General features: G+C 60.7%; 20 protein-coding genes. 14 read left to right on the forward strand and 6 right to left on the reverse strand.

The window, feature by feature from the left end:
- The first annotated feature begins 20 nt into the window (after positions 1-20).
- Together FOI68_RS05870 and FOI68_RS05875 are read left to right on the forward strand one after the other, a co-directional pair.
- Positions 21-2,564 carry a transglycosylase domain-containing protein gene (locus FOI68_RS05870; RefSeq protein WP_143862599.1) on the forward strand — a complete coding sequence of 848 codons (2,544 nt, stop codon included), beginning with the start codon at positions 21-23 and terminating at the stop codon, positions 2,562-2,564.
- Positions 2,565-2,696: 132 nt separating this feature from the next.
- Positions 2,697-3,044 carry a hypothetical protein gene (locus FOI68_RS05875; RefSeq protein ID WP_143862600.1) on the forward strand — a complete coding sequence of 116 codons (348 nt, stop codon included), beginning with the start codon at positions 2,697-2,699 and terminating at the stop codon, positions 3,042-3,044.
- 130 nt (positions 3,045-3,174) lie between these two features.
- Here FOI68_RS05875 and FOI68_RS05880 read toward each other — a convergent pair whose 3' ends face one another.
- Positions 3,175-4,602, reverse strand: coding sequence for a L,D-transpeptidase family protein (locus FOI68_RS05880; RefSeq protein WP_143862601.1), 1,428 nt, complete (start codon positions 4,600-4,602; stop codon positions 3,175-3,177).
- Positions 4,603-4,669: 67 nt separating this feature from the next.
- Between FOI68_RS05880 and FOI68_RS05885 the strand changes: the two genes are divergently transcribed.
- On the forward strand, positions 4,670-5,383 hold the full coding sequence (locus FOI68_RS05885; protein WP_035300015.1) for an AAA family ATPase: 714 nt from the start codon (positions 4,670-4,672) through the stop codon (positions 5,381-5,383).
- A gap of 90 nt (positions 5,384-5,473) precedes the next feature.
- On the opposite strand, the gene FOI68_RS05890 is transcribed toward FOI68_RS05885, so the two are convergent.
- Positions 5,474-6,346 (reverse strand): YwqG family protein, encoded by an 873-nt coding sequence (locus FOI68_RS05890; RefSeq protein ID WP_143862602.1) that lies wholly within the window; start codon positions 6,344-6,346, stop codon positions 5,474-5,476.
- Entirely contained in the window at positions 6,343-6,582 is a 240-nt protein-coding gene (locus tag FOI68_RS05895) for a hypothetical protein (RefSeq protein WP_051188137.1), read from the reverse strand. The genes FOI68_RS05890 and FOI68_RS05895 overlap by 4 nt, the downstream gene beginning before the upstream one ends.
- Positions 6,583-6,851: 269 nt before the next feature.
- Here FOI68_RS05895 and FOI68_RS05900 point away from each other — a divergent pair, with 269 nt between their 5' ends.
- Positions 6,852-8,426 (forward strand): FAD-dependent oxidoreductase, encoded by a 1,575-nt coding sequence (locus FOI68_RS05900; protein ID WP_185973880.1) that lies wholly within the window; start codon positions 6,852-6,854, stop codon positions 8,424-8,426.
- Between the two features lie 86 nt (positions 8,427-8,512).
- On the opposite strand, the gene trmB is transcribed toward FOI68_RS05900, so the two are convergent.
- Positions 8,513-9,157, reverse strand: coding sequence for a tRNA (guanosine(46)-N7)-methyltransferase TrmB (trmB, locus tag FOI68_RS05905; RefSeq protein ID WP_143862603.1), 645 nt, complete (start codon positions 9,155-9,157; stop codon positions 8,513-8,515).
- A gap of 449 nt (positions 9,158-9,606) precedes the next feature.
- Between trmB and FOI68_RS05910 the strand changes: the two genes are divergently transcribed.
- From FOI68_RS05910 to FOI68_RS05950, 9 genes are all read left to right on the forward strand, one after another.
- Positions 9,607-10,110 (forward strand): C40 family peptidase, encoded by a 504-nt coding sequence (locus FOI68_RS05910; RefSeq protein ID WP_143862604.1) that lies wholly within the window; start codon positions 9,607-9,609, stop codon positions 10,108-10,110.
- A 209-nt stretch (positions 10,111-10,319) separates the two neighbouring features.
- Positions 10,320-11,219: a MurR/RpiR family transcriptional regulator gene (locus FOI68_RS05915; RefSeq protein WP_255433377.1), complete on the forward strand. Its 900-nt coding sequence runs from the start codon at positions 10,320-10,322 to the stop codon at positions 11,217-11,219.
- Positions 11,220-11,320: 101 nt separating this feature from the next.
- Positions 11,321-12,844 carry an ABC transporter substrate-binding protein gene (locus FOI68_RS05920; protein ID WP_143862605.1) on the forward strand — a complete coding sequence of 508 codons (1,524 nt, stop codon included), beginning with the start codon at positions 11,321-11,323 and terminating at the stop codon, positions 12,842-12,844.
- Between the two features lie 48 nt (positions 12,845-12,892).
- Entirely contained in the window at positions 12,893-13,807 is a 915-nt protein-coding gene (locus FOI68_RS05925; protein ID WP_143862606.1) for an ABC transporter permease, read from the forward strand.
- A 15-nt stretch (positions 13,808-13,822) separates the two neighbouring features.
- Complete coding sequence (locus FOI68_RS05930) at positions 13,823-14,737, forward strand: ABC transporter permease (protein ID WP_052660104.1); 915 nt, start codon at positions 13,823-13,825, stop codon at positions 14,735-14,737.
- 34 nt (positions 14,738-14,771) lie between these two features.
- Positions 14,772-15,887: an o-succinylbenzoate synthase gene (gene menC, locus FOI68_RS05935; RefSeq protein WP_044897215.1), complete on the forward strand. Its 1,116-nt coding sequence runs from the start codon at positions 14,772-14,774 to the stop codon at positions 15,885-15,887.
- A gap of 4 nt (positions 15,888-15,891) precedes the next feature.
- On the forward strand, positions 15,892-17,043 hold the full coding sequence (locus tag FOI68_RS05940; protein WP_143862607.1) for a M20 peptidase aminoacylase family protein: 1,152 nt from the start codon (positions 15,892-15,894) through the stop codon (positions 17,041-17,043).
- Positions 17,044-17,048: 5 nt separating this feature from the next.
- Complete coding sequence (locus tag FOI68_RS05945; RefSeq protein ID WP_044897213.1) at positions 17,049-18,053, forward strand: ABC transporter ATP-binding protein; 1,005 nt, start codon at positions 17,049-17,051, stop codon at positions 18,051-18,053.
- Positions 18,025-18,996 carry an ABC transporter ATP-binding protein gene (locus FOI68_RS05950; RefSeq protein WP_044897212.1) on the forward strand — a complete coding sequence of 324 codons (972 nt, stop codon included), beginning with the start codon at positions 18,025-18,027 and terminating at the stop codon, positions 18,994-18,996. The genes FOI68_RS05945 and FOI68_RS05950 overlap by 29 nt, the downstream gene beginning before the upstream one ends.
- A 133-nt stretch (positions 18,997-19,129) precedes the next feature.
- Here FOI68_RS05950 and ilvD read toward each other — a convergent pair whose 3' ends face one another.
- Positions 19,130-20,806, reverse strand: a complete 1,677-nt coding sequence (gene ilvD / locus FOI68_RS05955; protein ID WP_044897211.1) for a dihydroxy-acid dehydratase — start codon at positions 20,804-20,806, stop codon at positions 19,130-19,132.
- Between the two features lie 205 nt (positions 20,807-21,011).
- On the opposite strand from ilvD, the gene FOI68_RS05960 reads away from it, so the two are divergent.
- Positions 21,012-21,482, forward strand: coding sequence for a PaaI family thioesterase (locus tag FOI68_RS05960; protein ID WP_143862608.1), 471 nt, complete (start codon positions 21,012-21,014; stop codon positions 21,480-21,482).
- A gap of 74 nt (positions 21,483-21,556) precedes the next feature.
- On the opposite strand, the gene FOI68_RS05965 is transcribed toward FOI68_RS05960, so the two are convergent.
- Positions 21,557-21,934: a hypothetical protein gene (locus tag FOI68_RS05965; RefSeq protein WP_029098650.1), complete on the reverse strand. Its 378-nt coding sequence runs from the start codon at positions 21,932-21,934 to the stop codon at positions 21,557-21,559.
- Positions 21,935-22,064: the final 130 nt, after the last annotated feature.

A 22,064-nucleotide genomic window follows, 5' to 3' on the forward strand; every position in this document is an offset into this window, starting at 1 on the left:
AAGCAACCAGGAGGTCATTCATGGCAACAAAGGCCAAGCAACAAGGGAAGAAGAAAAAGAAGAAATTGCTGATGTTTGCCGTATCCTTTACGGTCTTTCTGATCTTGAGCGTCATCGGCGGATACTTTGCATTGCTGTACGCCGGTGAAAAAATGATTGACACGCAGATACAGAAACTGGAGGCTCTGAAATCCGAGCCTACGGTGATCTATGACAAAGACGGTACCGAAATCACGAAGCTGCTCCGTGAAAAGAACACCAAGTACGTACCGCTCACCGAGATGCCGGATCATTTGATCAACGCCTTTATCGCTACGGAAGACCGGCGCTTCTTCGAGCACAAAGGCGTGGACATGTTTCGGATCGGCGGCGCGATCATCAACGACATCCGCAAGGGATCGCTCGCCGAAGGGGGCAGTACGATCACGCAGCAGCTCGCACGACGAGTATTCCTCTCCCTGGAACAGACGTTTTGGCGCAAGACGAAGGAAGTCTGCATCGCCATGGCCCTGGAGCGCCGGTATTCCAAGGACCAGATTCTGGAGATGTACCTGAACCAGATTTACTTCGGGGAAGGCGCCTACGGCGTTGGCGACGCCGCCGAGCGCTACTTTGGCAAGAAGGTATCCGAGCTCGAACTGGACGAGGCGGCCATGCTGGCGGCCATTCCGAAAGCGCCGTCCACCTACTCGCCGTTTAACAATCCGGAAAAGGCGAAATTGCGCCGCGACACCGTGCTGCGCCTGATGAGCGAGCAGGGCTTCATCACCCAGGAGCAAAAGGTGGCGGCGCAGGCCAAACCGCTGCCGGAGGAGACGGAAGAAGCGAAGGCAGGCGGCGGGTTGAAAAAAGGCTACCGGGCGTTTTACGACTACGTGATCCGGGAGGCCGAGGCGAAGTACGGCGTCACGGAAGAAGATCTGTACCGCGGCGGCTGGAAGATTTACACCACGTTCAACCCGAAAATGCAGGACGCCATGGTGGAGGCGTACGAGAACCCGGACAACTTCCCGAAATCGGGGCCGCAGCGGGCCGTGGAATCGTCGATGATCGTCGTCGACGCCAAAACCGGCGGCATCGCCGCGATGATGGGCGGCCGCGATTACAAGCCAAAAGGCTTCAACCTGGCGACCGACATGCAGCGTCAGCCCGGTTCGGCGTTCAAGCCGCTGGCTGTTTACGCGCCGGCGATCGATTCGGACTCCAGATGGGAGCCCAATTCGTCGCTCTCCAACAAGCGGCAGAGCTTCAACGGCTACGAGCCGCGCAACTACAACGGCAGGTACAGCGATTCCGTCAGCATGACCCGCGCCGTGATCGATTCGTTGAACGTGCCGGCGGTCTGGCTGCTGAACGAAATCGGCATCGATACCTCGCTGCAGTACCTGAAGAAATTCGGCATCGAGCTGACTCCGAAAGACCGCAACCTGGCGATCGCGCTGGGCGGTCTGGACAAGGGCACGTCGCCGCTGAAAATGGCGCAGGCGTACACGGCCTTCCCCAACAGCGGGGTGGTGTCCGAAGCGCACGTGATCGAGAAAATCGTGAACGAACAGGGCGGCGTCGAGAAAGTCTACCAGCCGAAACAGGAGCAGGTGATCAAACCGGAAACGGCATGGAAGGTACACACCATGCTGGAGCGTGCGGTCAAAGAAGGGACGGGGCGCAACGCGCGGATTTCCGGCCGCCACGTCGCCGGGAAAACGGGGACGACGCAATCCCTCATCGGGGACAGCAGCGTCAACAAGGACGCCTGGTTCGTCGGGTACACGCCGGAGTACGTAGGCGCGGTCTGGATGGGCTTTGACCACGAAGACGCCCAGCACCTGATGCGCGAGGGCAGCAGCCTGACGGCCAAAATGTTCGCCACCGTTCTGAAAAAAGGCTTGAAAGGGGAACCGGTGCGGGATTTTGAACCGCCGGCAGGCATGAAGCGGGAAGAAGAGCCGAAAAAAGAAGAGGCCGCTTCCCTGCGGCTCACCGCCGACCTGACCCTGGACAACAACTCGCTGAAAGTGGTATTGAGCTGGTCCGGCGGGGCTGACGACTACACGTACGACGTGTACCGGATTTCTCCGGACAATCCGGATGATCGCCAGCTGATCGCCGCCGGCGTGAAGGATTCCGTGTACGTGGATACGCTGGACAGTCCGGTCATGTACAAGTACGTCGTCGTTCCCCGCGATGCGGAGGGCAGGGAACAAGAGCCGTCCAACATCGCCGAAATCAACATGCAGCAGTTGGAAAAACTGCTGCAGGAAGGGGATCATCACGACGACGGCAGCACGCAAGGAGACGACGGCACGGTCGAGGGAGGAAACGGCCAGGATCCGTCCACCGGAACAGAGGGACAGGACGGAACCGGGCAGCCTGCAGACGGTCAGTCTCCCGGCGGCGAAAATCCGGTGATTCCGCCGGATATCGTCCCGCCGAACGGCCAGCAGCCCAACAACGGTCAGCCCGCCAACGGCCAGCAATCGCCCCCGAACGGCATTGAGCTGCCGCCTCCGCCCGCAGACGCGGGAGGCGGCCGGCAGTCGCCGGGGAACGGCCGCAACGGGTAACAGCCGTAACGGGTAACAGCCGCAACGGCTAACAGTGGAAATCTGCTGCACAGTTAGCACATTTTCGAGTATTTGCACTTCCTCTCCCGCGTGGTACAATACACATAAATCGGGAGACAGGAGGGACGGTCTATGACTGACTTCGCACAAGTGGATTTGCGGGCGTTTTTTGTAGAGCAGTTGCGGCGGGCCAAGGTGAATTTTGAACGTGCTCTCGACTGTAAACACACCGATTTTGACGATTTGTATCCGTACATGAACGAACAGCCCCAGTTCTTCTGGTATAAACGCTACGTGGCGTGGTCCGAACTGCTGACCGTCGTCCGCCTGGCGGAAGAGTTGGGGATCGAGTGGACGGAAGAATTCAGCGACCAGCAGGCGGAGTTTATCAAAGGCAAAGTCCTGCAGGGCAAGGTGCTGGATCAGTGGAATCCGGAAGAAGAACAGGAAGAAGAAACCCTGAGCCATATGGAAGAATAAGAAAAGCGCGTTCCCGCAGCGGGAGCGCGCTTTTTTGCCGTCGATCCGCCTTTGCCTGTCCATCGGTTGCAGGAGGGCCGCTCTCCGCATGCCGGATGTGACCCGGACAGCGGCTTGTTCGTCCTTCCTGTTAATGAAGCCAATGATAGACGACGCGGGGCGTTTCCTCGTCGCGACCGGCCGGCAGGACGAGCGCTGCCGGGTTGGCCCACCGGGGAACGGGAGCGGCATGGGCGGAGATGATCACTTCCGTACCCGGCGCGGCAAACGTGTACAGTTCCTCGACGTCCCGGTTGTGCAGGCGGATGCAGCCAAGCGAGACCGACTGGCCGATGCTGGCGGGATGGTTGGTGCCGTGGATGGCGTAGCCGTCGCGCTGAAAAATCAGGCCGCGCGTTCCGTAGATGTCGCCGGGGCCGCGGGGACGGCTGATTTTTTGCAGCACGGAAAAGTAGCCTTCCGGCGTCGAGCCGTTTTTGCCGATGGCGATCGGATAGCGCCGGACGAGGTGTGGCCCGCTGGTCAGCGTCATCGTGTGCGAGTCCAGGTGGACGTGAATCTGCAGCGGCTCCAGCGGCACCGACGGCTCCGGATAGCCGCGCAGCGGGACGACCTGGCGCATGCTTTCCCAGGCGGCTTCCGGGCGAAACGCCGCCGGCCGGTACGCCCAGTCCGATGATCCGTACCAGGCAGGCGGCGGGGGAATCTCCGGCAGCGCGTTGCCGGGATAGGCGCCGGCCAGGTCGCTCAGGCGCCGGGGGAGGCTCCCTTTTTGCTGGTAGCTGCGGTACAGGGCGCTGCGCAGGATCAGCAGGTGTTCCAGCGTGCGCTGTTCCTCCGCGAGCTGGAGCTTGGCCGTCCGCACCGCCGGATTCTGGTCGCAGGCGCAGGGACGGTCAAACCACTGCTGGCTCAAGACGGTGCGGCTGACGGGGTCATACCGCAGGAGACCGCGCAGTTCTCCCGGCCGGTAAAACAACAGCGGCGTAAACAGCGGCGCCCCCGTCACTTCCGGGACGGCCAGCACCGTGTACGGCTGTGTGAGCGCAGCACGGCGCCCTCTCACATAGTCGTACACGTGATCGCGCAGCCGCTTGCCGTCCATGCCGGCCGGTACGGCGATCACTTCCACGTGCGGCCGCTCTAGGACGGATGCGTTCCTTCCATCGGGGGAAGCGGCGCCTGTCGGAGCCGCCCGGTCCGGCTCCGACAAGAGCCCCGGCGAGAAGGCAAATTGGGCATGGAAAAACAAAAGCGAGGCGAGCAGCAGGCGGATTCTGCCGGCCCACAACCGCCGCCTGTGCCTGCGCAGCAGGTCCTGATAGGCGGCGGCCGCCTCTTCCGAGAACGGGCCGTGCCTGGCGTGCAGCGCCCGGCGGTACGCGGCCAGCGCCTCTTCCGTTTCGTTCCGCATTTCCCGTTCGCGGCCGAGATGGTACCAGCCGATGGCCAGGTCGGGATGCCGTTCGACGAACCATCGGTAAAAGGCGAGGTCGTTCTTGTCCGGATAGGTCATGTGAAACGCGCTTTTTTCCTGGAGAAACTGTGCCTTGTTCACCGCACTCCCTCCTTACTGGAAGTATCGGCCGGGAAGAGGGAAAACGTGAGAGAGGAGGAGAGACATGATGTATCTGCATGCCATCATCTTGCGCAGGGAGCTGTTTCCCACGCAGGCGGGCTACCCGTTTTCCCTGCCTGCGTACCAGGGCGTGGACGAAATCCCCTTGACCAGCAGCGTCACCTTTTTTGTCGGCGAAAACGGCTCCGGCAAGTCGACGCTGCTGGAGGCGGTCGCCTACCAGTGCGGCTTTCACACCGCCGGCGGCGGCCGTCACAACCTCTACCACGTGGACCGGGCGGAGGCGGCTCTGGGAGAATATGTCCGCCTTTCCTGGCGCCCGAAGATGACCAACGGCTTTTTTCTTCGGGCGGAGAGCTTTTACCAGTTTGCCAGCCACATCGACGAGACGGAGCGCCTCAGTCCGACCGGGTACCGCAGCTACGGCGGGCGGTCGCTGCACGAGCAGTCGCACGGCGAGTCGTTTTTCTCGCTGTTTGCCCACCGCTTTCGCGGCAAAGGCATCTACCTTCTGGACGAACCGGAGGCGGCCCTCTCGCCGATGCGGCAGATCGCGTTTTTATACCTGATGCGGGAGTTGGTGGAGGAAGGAGCCCAGTTTCTCATAGCCACCCACTCGCCGATCCTGATGGGATTCCCGGGCGCCCGCATCCTCAGCTTTGACGAGTCGCCGCTGGCGGAGGTCCGCTACGAGGAGACGGAGCACTACCAACTGACCCGCCGCTTTCTGGAGAATCCCCGGGCCTTTTGGGACATCTGAAGCAAATGCGCCGCTGGTGCCTGCTTTCGCGGGAAGGACCGTTCGACAGCCGGCCCCAGGCTGGCGGGCCAGCATGTTTTCCGGCCCTGCTCAGCCGCACTGCTCGATGCAAACGACGCGGGAAAAGTCGCCCCGCTCCAGCGCCTCCTGCTCGATCCAGAAGTAAAGGCGGCCGACGTCTCCCCACATCATCCCCGTCTTTTCCTCTTCCGAATCCACCTGGAACAGCAGCCGCCAGCGGGTCGCTCGCTGCAGCGCCGCCTGATCGTTTCTGTCCGTGGAGGGATCGGCCAGAAGCTGACATTCCCGCTGCATGTCCCCCTGTATCGGGTCGGGACAGCCGAGCAGGCGGTTTTTCATGTCGTCCGGATGAAGAAACCGCTCCTCAACGCGTTGGCCGAATACCTCCCAGTACCGGTCGAAATCGTCCCGGTTTTCGTTCCAGCTCATGCCAAGCTGCTCGATGTCGCACGACTCGCCCGGCGGCACGGTCCACTCCACAAGATAGCGGAGGGAGCAGGGAGAGAAGCGGGCGGGCGGATCGTAATCGTCCAGCTCCTCGGGCGGCGCGGTCCGCTTCAAGCCGGCACCGTCCGGGTCCGGTACAAACAAGACCCTGGCTGTCTCCATGCTGTCGTAGAAATCCTTGTCGTCGTACATCGCCGCCGCGGCGAAAAAGAAGAGGAGCAATCCCCGCTCCGGCAGTATGTTCTCCGGAAACGGGGGCAGCTCGGCCAGGTTGATCTGCGCCAGGAACGACAGCGGATACGACTTCCAGTACGGCCAGGGTGTTCCCGCCGGCAGGTCGGGGCAGCCGCCGATTTTGGACGAGCCGGGGGACAGCGCCTCCTCGTCCACCGGATGCGTGAAAATTCGGAAAGAAGGGCGGATGAGCGGTTCGAAACGCTCCGCGTAGCGGGACAGCCCCGCCTCGTGAAACCAGGACAGAATCTCTTGTTTCATCGGTTCTCCTCCTTGTTGTCCGGCAGGCTCCCGGCAGTCGTCTCACGCATCAAGCGGATCAGCTCGCCCAGCTTGGCGTTGCGTTCCCGGTCGCTTTCCGTCTTTTGCTTCATGAAGCGGAGCAGACTGACGAGAACGTACACGATGAACCCGTAAAAGGCGAGCGTCAGCAGCAGGGGAACGAGCATGAAAAAAGACGGCCCCACATCAAGAGCAGTCCTTCCAAAATTCAGCATGCGAATCTCTCCTTTCTTAGAAAAAAATGGTATACACGACACGATTATTCTATCATGGCTTCATGCAGCCGGCAAAAAGAAGAAGCCGTGACACTTCCCGTCTGCGTCCGATTGTGAAAGATTCGTGAACAGACGGCCGTTTGGCGACATGTTCCTGAATGGTTGCTTGCCACCCGGCAGCCCATCTCATACAATAGAAAAGAACAAATACTTGCAAAAATGGGATAAAAAGGATTTTTAAATGAACGAAGCGGAAGGAGTGCATGCACATGATACGGGAACTTCATGCCGACCTGGTCGTCATAGGCGGGGGCGTCGGCGGCTGTGCGGCTGCCTTGGCCGCCGCCAAACTGGGCAGAACCGTCGTCATGACGGAAGAAACCTCCTGGATCGGCGGGCAGCTCACCAGCCAGGCCGTTCCGCCGGATGAACACCCCTGGATCGAACAGTTCGGCTGTACCCGCAGTTACCGGGCGTTTCGCGACGGCGTGCGCCGCTATTACCGCGATGTTTATCCGCTCACGGAAGCGGCGAGAGCTGTCCCGTACCTCGACCCGGGAAACGGATCGGTCAGCCGCCTCTGTCATGAACCGAAAGTGGCGCTGGCCGTTCTGCACCAGATGCTGGCTCCGTACGTCAACAGCGGCAGGGTGACCGTACTCGTCCGGCACAGGCTGTTGGCGGCCCGTACCGAGGGAGACCGGATCGTCTCCGCGACCGTCACCCATCTGGAAACGGGGGATCGCGTGGAACTGGCGGCTCCTTATTTTCTCGACGCGACGGAATGCGGAGACCTGCTTCCGCTGGCCGGTGTCGAGTACGTGACCGGGGCGGAATCCGTCGGCGAAACGGGAGAACCCCACGCGCTGGAAGGGGACCCGCAGCCGATGGACATGCAGTCGTTTACGTACGTGTTTGCGATGGACTATCTGGAAGGGGAAGACCATACGATCGACAAACCGGCCAGCTATGAGTTCTGGCGGAACTACCAGCCCGATTTCTGGCCGGACAAGCTGCTGAGCTGGACAGGCGTGAAGCCGGATACCCACGAACCTGTCCGATACGAGCTGTTTCCGGGGACGGACCGCTTCTCGCTGTTTCTCTACCGGCAGATCGCGGACAAGGACAACTTCGCCGCCGGTTTGTACCCGAGCAGCGTCACGCTGGTCAACTGGCCGCAAAACGACTACTGGCTCGGCCCGATCATCGACGTCAGCGAGGACGAGCGGACGCACCATCTGCATCAGGCGAAACAGCTCAGCCTGTCGCTCTTGTACTGGATGCAGACGGAGGCGCCCAGGCCCGACGGCAAACAGGGATATCCCGGACTGCGCCTGCGCCGGGACGTCCTTGGAACGGACGACGGATTGGCCATGTCCCCCTACATCCGCGAATCCCGGCGGATCCGGGCGGAGTTTACCGTGCTCGAACAGCACGTCAGTCCGGCGTGCCGCCCAGACGGCAGGGCGGAGACGTTCGAAGATTCCGTCGGCGTGGGCTGCTACCGGATCGACCTGCATCCCAGCACGGGCGGCCGGAACTACCTGTACATTCCCTCCCTGCCGTTCCAGATTCCGCTCGGCAGCCTGATTCCCCTCCGGATGGAGAATCTGCTGCCGGCCTGCAAGAATGCGGGGGTCACGCACATTACCAACGGCTGCTTCCGGCTCCACCCCGTGGAGTGGAATATCGGCGAAGCGGCCGGCTTTCTGGCCGGCTACTGCCTCGAGCGGGGGATTTCCCCCCGCGCTGTCCGCAACACGCCGGAGGATTTGGCCGATTTTCAGCGGCTCCTGGTGCGGGAAGGCGTCGAGCTGGCCTGGCCGTCGATCGGCCCGGTCTGAGCACCAACCAAAACAACAAGCGCGGGAAAGCCATCGCTGACCCGCGCTTGTTTCGTTTGTTTCTGGTTGACGGATGCCGGGGCGTGTTACTCCGGCAAAAAAATGGCTTCCGTCCGGTAGATGCGCTGTCCGCGTGAGGAGAAGCGCTCCTCGTACTCGGTCATCACGTTGTCCGCGGCAAACGGCGAGTTGTGCAGGTCAAACGTGATGTGGCGCAGTTGAAAACGCTGGTCCGAGAACTGGTTGAGCGAGAACTCGAACAGCTTTTCGTTGTCCGTCTTCAGGTGAATCTCCCCGTACGGCTTCAGCACCTGCTTGTACGCCATCAGGAAGTTGGCGTGGGTGAGGCGCCGTTTGGCGTGCCGCTTCTTCGGCCAGGGATCGCTGAAGTTGAGGTAGATGCGGGACACTTCGCCCGGCACAAACAGGTCGGTCAGCATCGCCGCATTGTACTGGACAAAGGCCAGATTGGGGATCGCCCGCTTCTCCGTCCGCTGGGCGGCGCGCAGGATCACCTCCGCCTTCAGTTCCACGGCGATGAAGTTGATGTCCGGATGCTTTTCGGCCAGCGTGTTGATGAACCGCCCTTTGCCGCAGCCGATTTCCACATGAATGGGACGGTCGTTGCCAAACCGCTCGCTCCATTTGCCGCGATAGGAGACCGGGTTGTCCACAAACGTGGGATATTCGCGCAGGGCCTCCTCGGCGCCTGGGATGTTGCGCAGTCGCATGAAAACATGAACCTCCTCTTTACCCGACACGCGTGCGTTTTCAGCACGCTGCCCATGACAAGCTCCTATTTACTGTACGACGAGTCGGCCCAGGTTGCAAGCGTTCATCCAGAAGACGGGCCGCTGCCAAAAAGATCCAGCCGTTCCAAGGGCGAAACGGAATGTGTTGGAAGTTTCCCCGGACCAAAACCGCATGACGGCGGAACAAGCCGGGATCACGCCGGATAAAATTGGCAGATTCTCGTGGTAGTTTATGGGAAAAGCCGATGCAGAAAAGGGGCGGGATCGCCCGTCGTTATGGGAACGACATTGTCAAGCGGAAATGTCCTCCAGGCGATACAGGCGGAATTGGTAGGAATTTGAGAATTATCAACCGGTGACGCGATGGTAGAGTAGAGGACGAGCGTGAAGTCAGCCATACGATTTCGCAACAAGGGAGGAGGAACAGCATGAAACTTCACAAAACGCTTGCCGCCATTTTGATGGGAACAGCTCTCGGCGTCACCGGGGTGGTGGCTCCGCTTCCCGGCAATCACGATGTGGCTGAGGCGAAATGGACCCAATCCCGGGCGGATCAGGTCATTCATGTGGGCACCAAATATCTCGGCACTCCGTATAAATTCGGCTCGAAAAGCAGCACGACCCGCACGTTTGACTGCTCGTCGTTCGTTCAGCGCGTCTACCGTGAAGCGGTGGGAATCAACCTGCCGCGCACGTCCCGTTCACAGGCCAAGGTAGGGGTGAAAGTGTCCAAAAACAGCTTGAAGAAGGGCGATTTGGTCTTTTTCCGCTCGTCCGGCAGCAAATCAACATCCACATACATCACGCACGTGGCGATCTACGCCGGCAACAACAAACTGCTGCATACCTACGGCAAACCGGGCGTGACGTTTACCGATTTCCGCGGCACGTCGTGGGAGAAGCGCTTCGTTACGGCCCGCCGCGTCCTGTAACCAACCGAGTCGCGAATTTGTGGCACGTATCCAGTTGAACGGACAATTGCGGTGCGGCGCGCCAGCCCAATCCCGCAAGTGCAAAAGCCCCTTCGGCGGAGGGGGCTTTTTTTATGGAGAAAAAAATATTTTCTGAAAAATGAAAATGTAAGCTATTTTCTATCGACATTTTGTGTGGTATAAAAGGAGTAACCTTCCTGAAGGATTTCATGCATCATAAACAAAACATGAAGGATTTCATCCTGCAAAAGAGGGTGGGAGACGTTCGCATGTCGTTTGATCAGCTTGTCAAGGAGTCCTTTGCCCAACTGTCACCAGGGCAAAAAAAGGTGGCGGAGTATCTGCTGCAAAACATTGAGAAGGTCGCGTTCAGCACCGCGGTACAGATCGGTCGGGAAGCGGACGTCAGCGAAACCACCGTGATCCGCTTCGCCTACGCCCTGGGCTTCGGCGGTTTTTCCGAGATGCAGGCCGCCATCCAGCAGCACGTGCTGCAAACGAATACCGCCCGGCTGACCGATTCGTCCCCTCCCTCGGGAGAGGAGCAAAACCTGTTTGCCAGGGTCATCGAGCGGGATATCGCCATCTTGCGCCAAACCCTTCACCAGCTCAATGAGCAGGACGTATGGACAGCCGTCGATTGGCTGCTGCAAGCGGATCGGGTGCTGGTCGTCGGCTACCGCGCTTCGTACGCGGCCGCGCACTGGTTTTCCTTCATGCTGCGCATGATCCGCCCGGACGTACTGCTGCTTCCGTTCAGCGGCGAGACCGAGGAGAGGATCGTCAGCTTAACCGAACGCTCCGTCGTCTTGATCATCTCGTTTCCGCGCTATACCAGGCAAAGCGTCCGGGTGGCGGAAGCCTGCAAGCGAATGGGGGCCCGGCTCATCGCCGCCACCGACCGTCTCCTCTCGCCTGTCGGGCGCCTATCCGACCTGGTGTTTATCACCGACATCAACATCGAATCGGGACAATACTCCAACGCGTCCGTCATCAACCTGCTCAACCTGCTGTTTGCCGCCATCACAGTCAAAACGGACACGCGCCCCCAGAAGAGGATGAAACAATTGGAGCAGTTGTACTCCAGTTGGGACGTTTTCGTGGAATAAGCGGATCGGATCAGAAAGGGAGGTGATTGTGCGGGTTTTCTTTTTGGGTTAAATATTCAGTTTATTATGAATAATACAAGTTTTGTGAAGGAGGTATATCAATGAAACAAGCGAGACTGCCCGGTCTGTTGGCTGCCATCATGTTGCTTGGCTTCGCCTTGGCCGGCTGTTCTTCGTCGTCGTCCACTTCGGAGGGGCAGAAGGAACTGGTCGTGGCTTTTGATTCCGACGTCCCCACCATGGATCCGCACATGCACAATGAACCCAACGCCATCACCATCAACTGGCACATCTTCGACTCGCTGCTGTACCTCTCCCGCGATCTGAAAATCGAACCGGGGCTGGCGGAGAGCTACGAGCGAAAGGACGATTTGACCTGGGTGTTCAAACTGCGCAAGGGGGTAACGTTCCACAACGGGGAACCGCTTGACGCAGAGGCCGTCAAGTTTTCGCTGGAGCGGGTGCTGAACGAACAGCAGAAGAGTCCGCAGCGCGGAAATATCAGCGCCATTTCCACGGTCACCGCAATCGACCCGTATACGGTGGAAATCAAGACGAAAGAGCCGTACAACCTGCTGCCGCACCGGTTGTTCTACCTCAGCATCGTCCCGCCGAAATACCTGCAGGAGGTGGGAGACCAGGGCTTCGCGGAAAAACCGGTAGGAACCGGTCCGTACAAGTTCGTCGAGTGGGTCAAAGGGGACAAAATCGTGCTGGAGGCAAACCCCAACTACTTTAAGGGAGCGCCGAAAATCGGCAAAGTCACCTTCCGCGTCATTCCGGAGGTGGCGACGCAAATCGCCGAGCTGCAGAGCGGGGGCGTGGACATCATCCGCATGGTTCCGCCCGACATGCTGGCACAACTGGAAGGCAACCCGCAGCTTGCCGTCACCTCGACGCCGCTGCTGCGCGTCTACTACCTGGCGTTTGACACCCGGAAAAAACCGTTTGACGACGTCCGCGTGAGACAGGCGATGAACCACGCCGTCGACATTGACACGATCGTCAAAAAAGTGCTGGGCGGCAAGGCCGTGCGCACACCGGCGGGGGTAAACCCCAACCACTTCGGCTTCGATGCGGGGATTCAACCGTATCCGTACGATCCGGCCAAGGCCAAGGCGCTTCTGCAGGAGGCCGGGTACCCCGACGGCTTTGAAACGGAGATCCACTACTTCACGCCGGGAATCGGCCAGCAGATTGTCGACGCGGTCATTTCCGATCTCAGCAAGGTGGGGATCAAGGCCAAGGCCAAATTTTATCCGGAATCCAGTTCGTTTGTGGAGAAGCAGCGCGCCGGCGACCTGCCGTTTCGTCTGGGCCACTGGGGCAGCTACTCCGTGTACGACGCGGACGCGATTTTGCAGCCGATGTTCCACAGCGAAGGGGTGTACGGCACGTACTTCCACACGCCGGAGCTGGATCAACTGATTACGGACGCCCGCTCGTCAGTCGATCAGGAAAAACGCAAGGCGCTGTACAGCCAGGCGCAGCAGCTGCTGCACAAGGAAGCGCCGTGGATTTTCCTGTTCTCGCCCATGGACAACCAGGCATACAACACGAGACTTGATTTCCAGGCACGCGCCGATGAACGGATTTTCGCGTACGAGATCGACATCAAACAATAGCCGGGGGGATCGCTCCCCCCGTTTCACCGGAAAGGAGGGAAACATCGAATGGGGACCTTGGCCACGCAGTGCCTGCGGATCGTGCTTGTGCTGTTCGGCATTTCGACAATCGCCTTCTTTCTCATTCACTTGTCGGGAGACCCCGTGCTGCTGATGCTGCCGCCGGAAGCCACCCAGGAGGAAATCGAGGCGTTTCGTCGCCAGATGGGGTTTGACCGGCCGCTGTCCGAACAGTACATCAACTTTTTGTCTCAGGCGGTGCGAGGAGACTTCGGGGAGTCGCTGAAGTTTCACCAACCGTCGCTTCAGGTCGTTCTGGAGCGCATGCCGGCCACGCTGGAACTGACGCTGTTCGCCACGCTGCTGAGCGTGCTGATCGCTGTTCCGCTCGGCATCTACTCCGCCGTGAACCGCAACTCCCTGTCGGAAAACCTGGTCACCGTGGCGGTCTTTCTCGGCCAGTCCATGCCCATCTTCTGGACGGGGATTATGCTGATGCTGCTGTTCGGGGTCAAGCTTCACTGGCTGCCCGTCTCCGGCAGGGGCACCTGGGCCCATCTGCTGATGCCCGCCTTTACGCTGGCCGTCTGGGTGGCGCCGACGACGCTGCGGATCGTCCGCTCCAGCATGCTGGAGGTGCTGCAGCAGGACTACATCCGGACGGCCCGGTCGAAAGGCCTGGCGGAGCGGGTGGTGATCTATAAACACGCACTGAAAAACGCGTCCATTCCCATTATTACGGTCATCGGGTTTCAGATCGGCAAACTGCTGGGCGGAGCGGTTGTGACAGAGACAGTGTTCGCCTGGCCCGGCGTCGGCCAGCTCGTCGTCAAGGCCATCTACACCGCCGATTACCCGCTGGTGCAGGCGTGCGTCGTCATCCTGGCCTTGATTGTCGCCGCGATGAACTTCAGCGTTGACGCCATGTATCGCCATCTGAATCCGAAGATCAAATCCGGCTAACGGGGAGGAAACACGATGAACGACTTGGGGGTGCAAACCGCCGACCGACCGCTTGCGGAAACCGCACAGCCGCCCGTTTCCGAGTGGAAGCGCACGTATCGCAAATTTGTGAAAAATCCCGTCGGCATAATCGGCCTGGCGATGGTGCTCATGATCACGCTTATGTCCATCGCCGCTCCGCTCTTGACCAGCCACGACCCGATTGACGTCCATCTGGAGAAGAAACTGCAGCCGCCCGTCTGGCAGGAGGGGGGAAGTTGGGAGCACTGGCTGGGCACCGACGAAGTAGGACGGGACGTCTGGGCGCGCCTCGTTTACGGATCGCGGATCTCGCTTGCGGTCGGCTTTTTTGCCGTCGTCATCTCGCTTGTTCTGGGAACCGCGTTGGGCATGCTTGCCGGCTACTTTCGGGGCAAAACCGACTTTGCCATCTCCACCGTGATCGACATCATGATGGCGTTTCCGTTTATTTTGCTGGCGCTGGCCACAATCGCCGTGATGGGGCCCAGTCTGCTCAACATGATTCTGGTGCTCGGCCTGACCGACTGGACGCAGTACGCCCGCCTGGTTCGCAGCGAGGTGATCAATCTGCGGGAGCAGGAATTCATCCAGGCCGGCTACGCGCTGGGCAGCCGCCATTGGCGGATTATCTGGAAACACCTTTTGCCCAACTGCCTGCCCTCCGTGATTGTGCTGGCAACCTTGGCGATGGCGCGGGCGATCCTGATGGAGTCGTCCCTCAGCTTTCTCGGCCTGGGCGTCAGTTCACCCACGCCGAGCTGGGGGTTCATGATGAGCACGGGCCGCCCATACATCGCCACGGCGTGGTGGCTGGCGACACTGCCGGGCATCGCCATCCTGATTACGGTGCTGGGGATCAACCTCGCCGGGGACCGCATCCGCGACCTGCTCGATCCCAAGGTAGACTGACCCAAAAAACGTTAGGGAAAGGGAGTCTTGTTGCATGAAAGCCGAGAAGATCGTTCTCCGAAAAATGCGTATGACACTGAAATCACCGTTTCAAACCAGCTTTGGCACCCAGACCGTCCGCGATTTTATCCTGGTGGAGGTTCACACCAGGGATTTCGTCGGCTACGGGGAGTGCGTCGTCTCCGGCGAGCCGCTCTACAGCGAGGAGACGGTGGGAACAGCCTGGCACATCATGGAGGATTTCCTCGTGCCGATGCTGTTCGAATACGGAGAGCTGGCCCATCCCGACGAGGTGGGGCGCCTGTTTGCCCCGATTCGCCGCAACAACATGGCCAAATCCGCCCTCGAAGGCGCGTACTGGGACTTGTACGCCAAACAGCAGGGCATTCCGCTTGCCCGAGCGCTGGGCGGCACCAAGGACAGGATCGAAGTGGGCGTCAGCCTGGGGATCGAGGCGGACATCAACGATCTGTTCCGCAACGTGGAGAAATACCTGGAGCTGGGCTACCGCCGGATGAAAATCAAGATTGCGCCGGGCAAGGACGTGGAGGTGATCCGTGCGCTGCGCCAGCGCTTCGGCGGCATTCCGATGATGGCGGACGCCAACTCCGCCTACACCTTGCGAGACGTGGACGTGCTGAAGCAGTTGGACGAATTTGACCTGATGATGATCGAACAGCCGCTGGCCCACGACGACATCATCGACCACGCCAAGCTGCAGCGGGAGCTGAAAACGCCGATCTGTCTGGACGAAAGCATCCACTCGTACGAGGATGCGCGCAAGGCGATCGAGCTGGGCAGCACGCGGATCATCAACATGAAGGTGGGACGCGTCGGCGGACTGTCGGAGGCGAAGCGGATTCACGACCTCTGCGTGGAAAAGGGGATTCCGCTCTGGTGCGGGGGCATGCTGGAATCGGGCATCGGCCGGGCGCACAACATCGCCGTGACCACCCTGCCCAACTTCACGCTGCCCGGCGACACCGCAGGCTCGTCGCGCTACTGGCAGGAAGACATCATCGACCCCGAGGTGGAAGTGGCCGCCGACGGCACGATCGCCGTTCCCCAGGCGCCGGGTATCGGATTTGCGCCGGTGCCGGACCTGCTGGACAAGTACACAACGGCGGTAAACGTGATGAAGAGAGGGTAAGACCATGAGCAGCGTTCAAGCGGTTTGCCGCTATCTGAAAGAGCGGCGGGACGAGATCATTGCCACGTATCACGACCTGCACGCGCTGGCCGAGCCTAGCTGGCAGGAGGAGAAAACGTCGCGGTATCTGGCTGACCGCCTGCGGGCGGCGGGCCTTCGCGTGCGGACGTACCCCGACCACTACGGCCTGACGGTGGACGTGGCCGGGCGGCGGGAGCGGGTCGTGGCGCTTCGGGCCGACATGGACGCGCTGGTACAGGAGGTGGACGGCATCCTCCGGCCCAATCACTCCTGCGGCCACGACGGCCACAGCACGATGGTCCTGTATGCCGCTCTGGCTCTGGCCGCCTGTGAGGTGCAGCCGGAATACACGCTTCGCTTCATGTTTCAGCCGGCAGAGGAAAAGGTGGGCGGAGCCCTGCAGATGATGCGGGATGGCTCGCTGGACGGCGTGGACCTCCTGTTTGGCGTCCACCTGCGCCCGGTCATGGAACTGCCCAACGGAACGGCCGCTCCCGCCATTTTGCACGGAGCGAGCGCCTCCATCCACGGCGACATTTTCGGTCTGCAGGCGCACGCGTCGCGGCCGGAGCGGGGCAAAAACGTCATTGAAACCGCTGCCGTGCTGGTTCATTCGCTTACGGCCATTCGCCTCGAAGCAGGCTGTCCGTTTTCCGTCAAAATGACCCAGCTCGCCGCCGGAGGAGAAACGTCCAATGTCATTCCCGACCGGGCCTCCTTCAAGCTGGACCTGCGGGCGCAGACCAACGCCGGCATGGACGAGCTGCAGGAGAAGACAAGAATCGTGCTGGAGCGCGTGGCTGCGCTGACGGGAACGCCGATCGAGTGGAAGCTGGCCGGCTCCGTCCCCGCCGCGACGGCACACGACCGGGCGATCCGGCTGATGCGGCAGGCGATTGCCGCCGTGCTCGGAGCGGACAATGTCGCGCCGCCGTGCGTGACGCCCGGCGGGGAGGATTTCCACTTTTACAGCTATCACAACCCGCATCTGGCGGCGACCATGCTGGGGCTTGGCTGCGACCTGCAGCCCGGCCTCCATCATCCGCAGATGCGGTTTGACACCGGCGCGCTGGTGAACGGGGCGCAAATCCTGGCGGTGGCGCTGCTTTCCGCCGCTTTCGGAAAGGATGTGTGACAGAGATGCAGCCCATTTTGCAGGTGGAGCGCTTGCAGGTGACATTTCGCAGCGATGACGGGGAGGTTCATCCGGTCAGCGGCGTTGACTTTGTGGTTCATGAAGGAGAGACGCTTGGCATTGTCGGCGAGTCCGGCTGCGGCAAAAGCGTGACGTCGCTATCCATCATGGGGCTTTTGCCGAAAGGGATCGGGCGGGTCAGCGGCGGCCGCATTTGGTTTCAGGGACGGGAGCTGACGGCGATGACGCCCAAGGAAATGCAAAAGATTCGCGGCAACGAGATCGCGATGATTTTTCAGGAACCGATGACTTCGCTCAACCCGGTTTTCACGGTGGGCGAGCAGTTGGACGAACAAATCCGCCTCCACCTCGGCCTGTCCAAACGGGAGGCCCGGCAGCGCTCCGTGGAGATGCTGCGGACGGTCGGGATTCCCCGGGCGGAGGAGATTGCAAAGGAATACCCCCACCAGCTTTCGGGCGGCATGCGCCAGCGGGTGATGATTGCCATGGCGATGTCGTGCAGCCCCAAGCTGCTGATTGCCGACGAGCCGACGACGGCGCTGGACGTGACGATCCAGGCGCAAATTCTGGATTTGATGCGGCAGTTGAAGGAGCGGCAGGGGACCTCGATCATTTTCATCACCCACGACCTGGGCGTGGTGGCGGAGATGTGCGACCGGGTCATCGTCATGTACGCCGGCCAGGTCATCGAAGAAGCGCCCGTCCGTGAGCTGTTTCAACACCCGCAGCACCCGTACACGCGAGGGCTGATCGCCTCGATCCCCACCCTCGACCAGCAGAAAAGCCGGCTTTATTCGATTCGCGGCACCGTGCCCCATCCGGCGAAGATGCCTGCAGGCTGTCGCTTCGCTCCCCGCTGCGACTACGCCCAGGACATTTGCAGGGACAATCCGCCGCTGAAGGAAGTGGAGGCAGGTCACCGCTGCCGCTGCTGGCTGGCGGAGAAAGGGGGAACAACGGATGTCGGACGTCTTGCTGCAGGTTCGTGAGTTGAAAAAATACTTCCCGGTCCCAAAAAAGTGGTTTCAGCCCGCCTCGGTTGTCAAGGCGGTGGACGGCGTCTCCTTTTCCATCCGCAGGGGAGAGACGTTCGGTCTGGTTGGCGAGAGCGGCTGCGGCAAATCGACCACAGGTCGGGTCATCCTGCATCTGCTGCCTCCCACGGGCGGAGAGGTGCTGTACAAGGGAAAACATCTGACCAACCTCTCGGCCGCCGAACTGCGCGGCCTGCGCAAGGAACTGCAGATCGTCTTTCAAGACCCGTACGCGTCGCTCGATCCGCGGATGAAGATTCGCGACATCCTGCAGGAGCCGTTGGAGATTCACGGAATCGGGAGCAGACAGGAGCGGCTGAAAAAGGTGGAGGAGATCCTGGAGATTGTCGGGCTGGGCGGCCATTACGCCAACCGGTATCCGCACGAATTCAGCGGCGGACAGCGACAGCGGATCGGCATCGCCCGTTCGCTGATCCTGCGCCCCTCGCTGATCGTCGCGGACGAACCGGTATCGGCACTGGACGTCTCCATCCAGTCGCAGATTTTGAACTTGCTGCAGGACTTGCAGGAACAGTTTGGCCTCACGTACCTGTTCATTTCGCACGACCTGAGTGTGGTCAAACATATCTCCGACCGCGTCGGCGTCATGTACCTGGGACGGCTGGTGGAACTGGCGCCGAAGGAATCGCTGTACGCCTCGCCGGCCCATCCCTACACGCAGGCGCTGCTGTCGGCGGCTCCCGTGGCCAATCCGGACGCCAAACGGCAGCGCATCATCCTGACGGGCGACGTGCCCAACCCGGCCCATCCACCGGCCGGATGCGCCTTCCACACGCGCTGTCCGCATGCGATGGAGACATGCAAGGTGGTTCGGCCAACGCTAAAGGCTGTTGACGGGCACGAACATTTTGTCGCCTGTCATCTGCATGGAGAATGAACAAACGGGGGCGGTCCCTTGCGTGTCGGGACCGCCCGTCGGAACCCGCCGAGGGGAAAAGCGGCGGGAGACCGGGAGTCGAATCGAGAACGGGCACCTCTTCGCGAGGTGCCCGTGTCGTTCTGTACCGATTTCAGATTTTCAGCACGCCGCCCTTGCTGGCGTTGGTCACCAGTTTGGAATAGCGGGCCAGGTAGCCGGTTTTTACCTTCGGCTCGAAGCCCTTCCAGTTGGCCCGGCGGCGCTCCAGTTCCTCAGGGGAGACCTGCAGGTGGATGGAGCGCTCTTCCAGGTCGATGCTGATAATGTCGCCGTCCTGGACGAAGGCGAGCGGTCCGCCTTCCGCCGCTTCCGGCGAGACGTGGCCGATGCTGATGCCGCGGGAGGCGCCAGAGAAGCGGCCGTCGGTGACGAGCGCCACTTCTTTGCCCAGCCCCATGCCGACGATCTGGGAGGTCGGCGCCAGCATTTCGGGCATGCCGGGGCCGCCCTTGGGTCCTTCGTAGCGGATGACGACCACGTGGCCCGGCTTGATCTTGCCGCCCGCGATGCCGGCCAGCGCTTCATCCTGCGAGTCGAAGCAGATGGCCGGTCCTTCGTGCCGCTTGATCGACGGATCGACGCCGCCCGTCTTGATGATCGCGCCCTGCGGAGCCAGATTGCCGAACAGGACGGAGAGGCCGCCCGACTCGCTGTACGGGTTGTCCAGACGGCGGATGACCTTGTCGTCCTTGATTTCCGCCTCGGCGATGTTTTCCCCCAGCGTTTTGCCGGTGACGGTGATGCGCTCCAGGTGCAGCGTCCCCGGCTTTTTGGCGATTTCCTTCAGGATGGCCGATACGCCCCCTGCGTTGTGGCAGTCCTCGATGTGGTAGTCGGAGGCGGGGGCCAGCTTGCACAGGTGCGGGACGCGTTTGGCCACTTCGTTGATGCGCTCGATCGGGTACTCGATGCCCGCTTCCTGCGCGATGGCGAGCGTGTGCAGCACGGTGTTGGTGGAGCCGCCCATCGCCATGTCCAGCGCGAACGCGTCGTCGATCGCTTCCAGCGTGACGATGTCGCGCGGTTTGATGTCGCGTTCGATCAGCTCCATCAGCTTTTTCGCCGACGCCTTGACCAGCTCCCGGCGCTCCGGCGAGACGGCGAGAATGGTGCCGTTTCCGGGGAGGGCGAGGCCCAGGACTTCGGCCAGACAGTTCATCGAGTTGGCCGTAAACATCCCGGAACAGGAGCCGCAGGACGGACAGCCGTACTGCTCCAGCTCTTCCAACTGCTTGTCGTCGATCAGGCCGGCCTGGTAGGCCCCGACGCCTTCAAAGACGGACGAGAGCGAGATGGAGCGGCCGTCGCTGGTTTTCCCCGCCTTCATCGGACCGCCGGTAACGAAAATGGTGGGAATGTTGACGCGCAGCGCGCCCATCATCATGCCGGGAGTGATCTTGTCGCAGTTGGGAATGCAGATCATGCCGTCAAACCAGTGAGCGGAGACGACCGTCTCCAGGCTGTCGGCGATGATTTCCCGGCTGGGCAGGGAGTACCGCATGCCGATGTGTCCCATCGCGATGCCGTCGTCCACGCCGATCGTGTTGAATTCAAACGGCACGCCCCCCGCTTCCCGCACGGCTTCCTTGACGAGCCGGCCAAACTCCTGCAGGTGCACATGGCCGGGGATGATGTCGATGTACGAGTTGCAGATGGCGATAAACGGTTTGTCAAAATCCTCCTCTTTTACACCGGCCGCGCGCAGCAGACTGCGGTGCGGGGCGCGGTCAAAGCCTTTCTTGATCATGTCGCTTCTACGTTTGACCACTGTGTAAAACTCCTTTCCAGTCGAAAAAACCTGCCGTGTTTTGAACTATCTTATCACTTTTTCACAAATACAAACAACCATAAGAGTCTGAACATTCGCTCAGTAAGGAGGCTTCGCAGTACGGGCGAAAAAGCGGAGCGTGAAATTGCACCGGCATTGTTCTAGAATAAGGAAGTGAACGTTTTTTGGCGTGGAGTGAACAGAGATGAACGAAGAGTGGAAAACGATCTGGGAAAAAGGGAGCGACGAGGAGCGGCAGATTCTGGCGCTGGCGGTGCAGGCCATCCGGCAGCGGCGGGAGCGGAACAGCGCCTTTTTGTCCGGTTTTCTCGGCTTGAAAGGCGAATTTGTCGACGAAAACACCTACCGCTTTGACGTGCCGCTGACGCCGTTCATGCACAACTCGCTGGGCGTCGTTCACGGCGGCATCCTGGCGACGCTGATCGATTCGGCGATGGGCTCCCTGGTCAACCGCAGCCTGCCCCCCGACCGGTACGCGGTGACGACCGAGCTGAAGACCAACTACCTGCGCCCGGGCAAAGGGCAGCGGCTGCGTGCGGAAGCCAGCTTTCTGCATCGCGGGCAGACGCTGGTCGTGATGCAGGGCAGCGTGTACGACGAACGGAACCGGCTGATCGCCCACGGCACCGGCACGTTCATCGTCCTGAAACGGTAGGGCGAAACGGGCGAAAGCGGGCCGCGAAACGAAAAACCCCTATGCACGCCTGGGCGGCATAGAGGTTTTTCATGTTACGTGATGGCCACGAGGCCGCTGTATTGGGCGATGTACGACAGCATTTTGCCGGAGAGCGGGACGATGAACTCCATGTTTTCCCGTTCGACGACGCCCGAGCGGGTGACGATGCGCGCCCACTTCACGGACAGCTTGTAGTAATCGGAGCCGAACGCGGATTGAATCACTTCGTTTTGGTGACGGAACGAGATCGGCGTGCTGTCCAGCTTCACCGGCACCATGCTGACGATGTCATGCAAAAACAGGTGGTAGGTCATGTGCGGCTTTTGAAACACCAGTTCTTTGCTGGTGACGGAGCAGCCCAGGTTCTTGTTCATCTGGGTCAGCTTCAGTTCGCCTTCCAAATTTTTTAGACGAATAAAATCGCTGTTCATTTGGTTTCCCCTCCTGCGGCAGAAGGTCCCGTCCGGAAACGAACGGGATTCCGCCCGATAATGGCTTGCGCGGCGCAGTACGCGACCGCCAAGCGGCTGATGGGGCCTCGGAAAACGGGTGTCTCTTTAT

This window comes from Brevibacillus sp. LEMMJ03 (genome assembly GCF_007197875.1).
Classification (GTDB): Bacteria; Bacillota; Bacilli; order Brevibacillales; family Brevibacillaceae; genus Brevibacillus; species Brevibacillus thermoruber.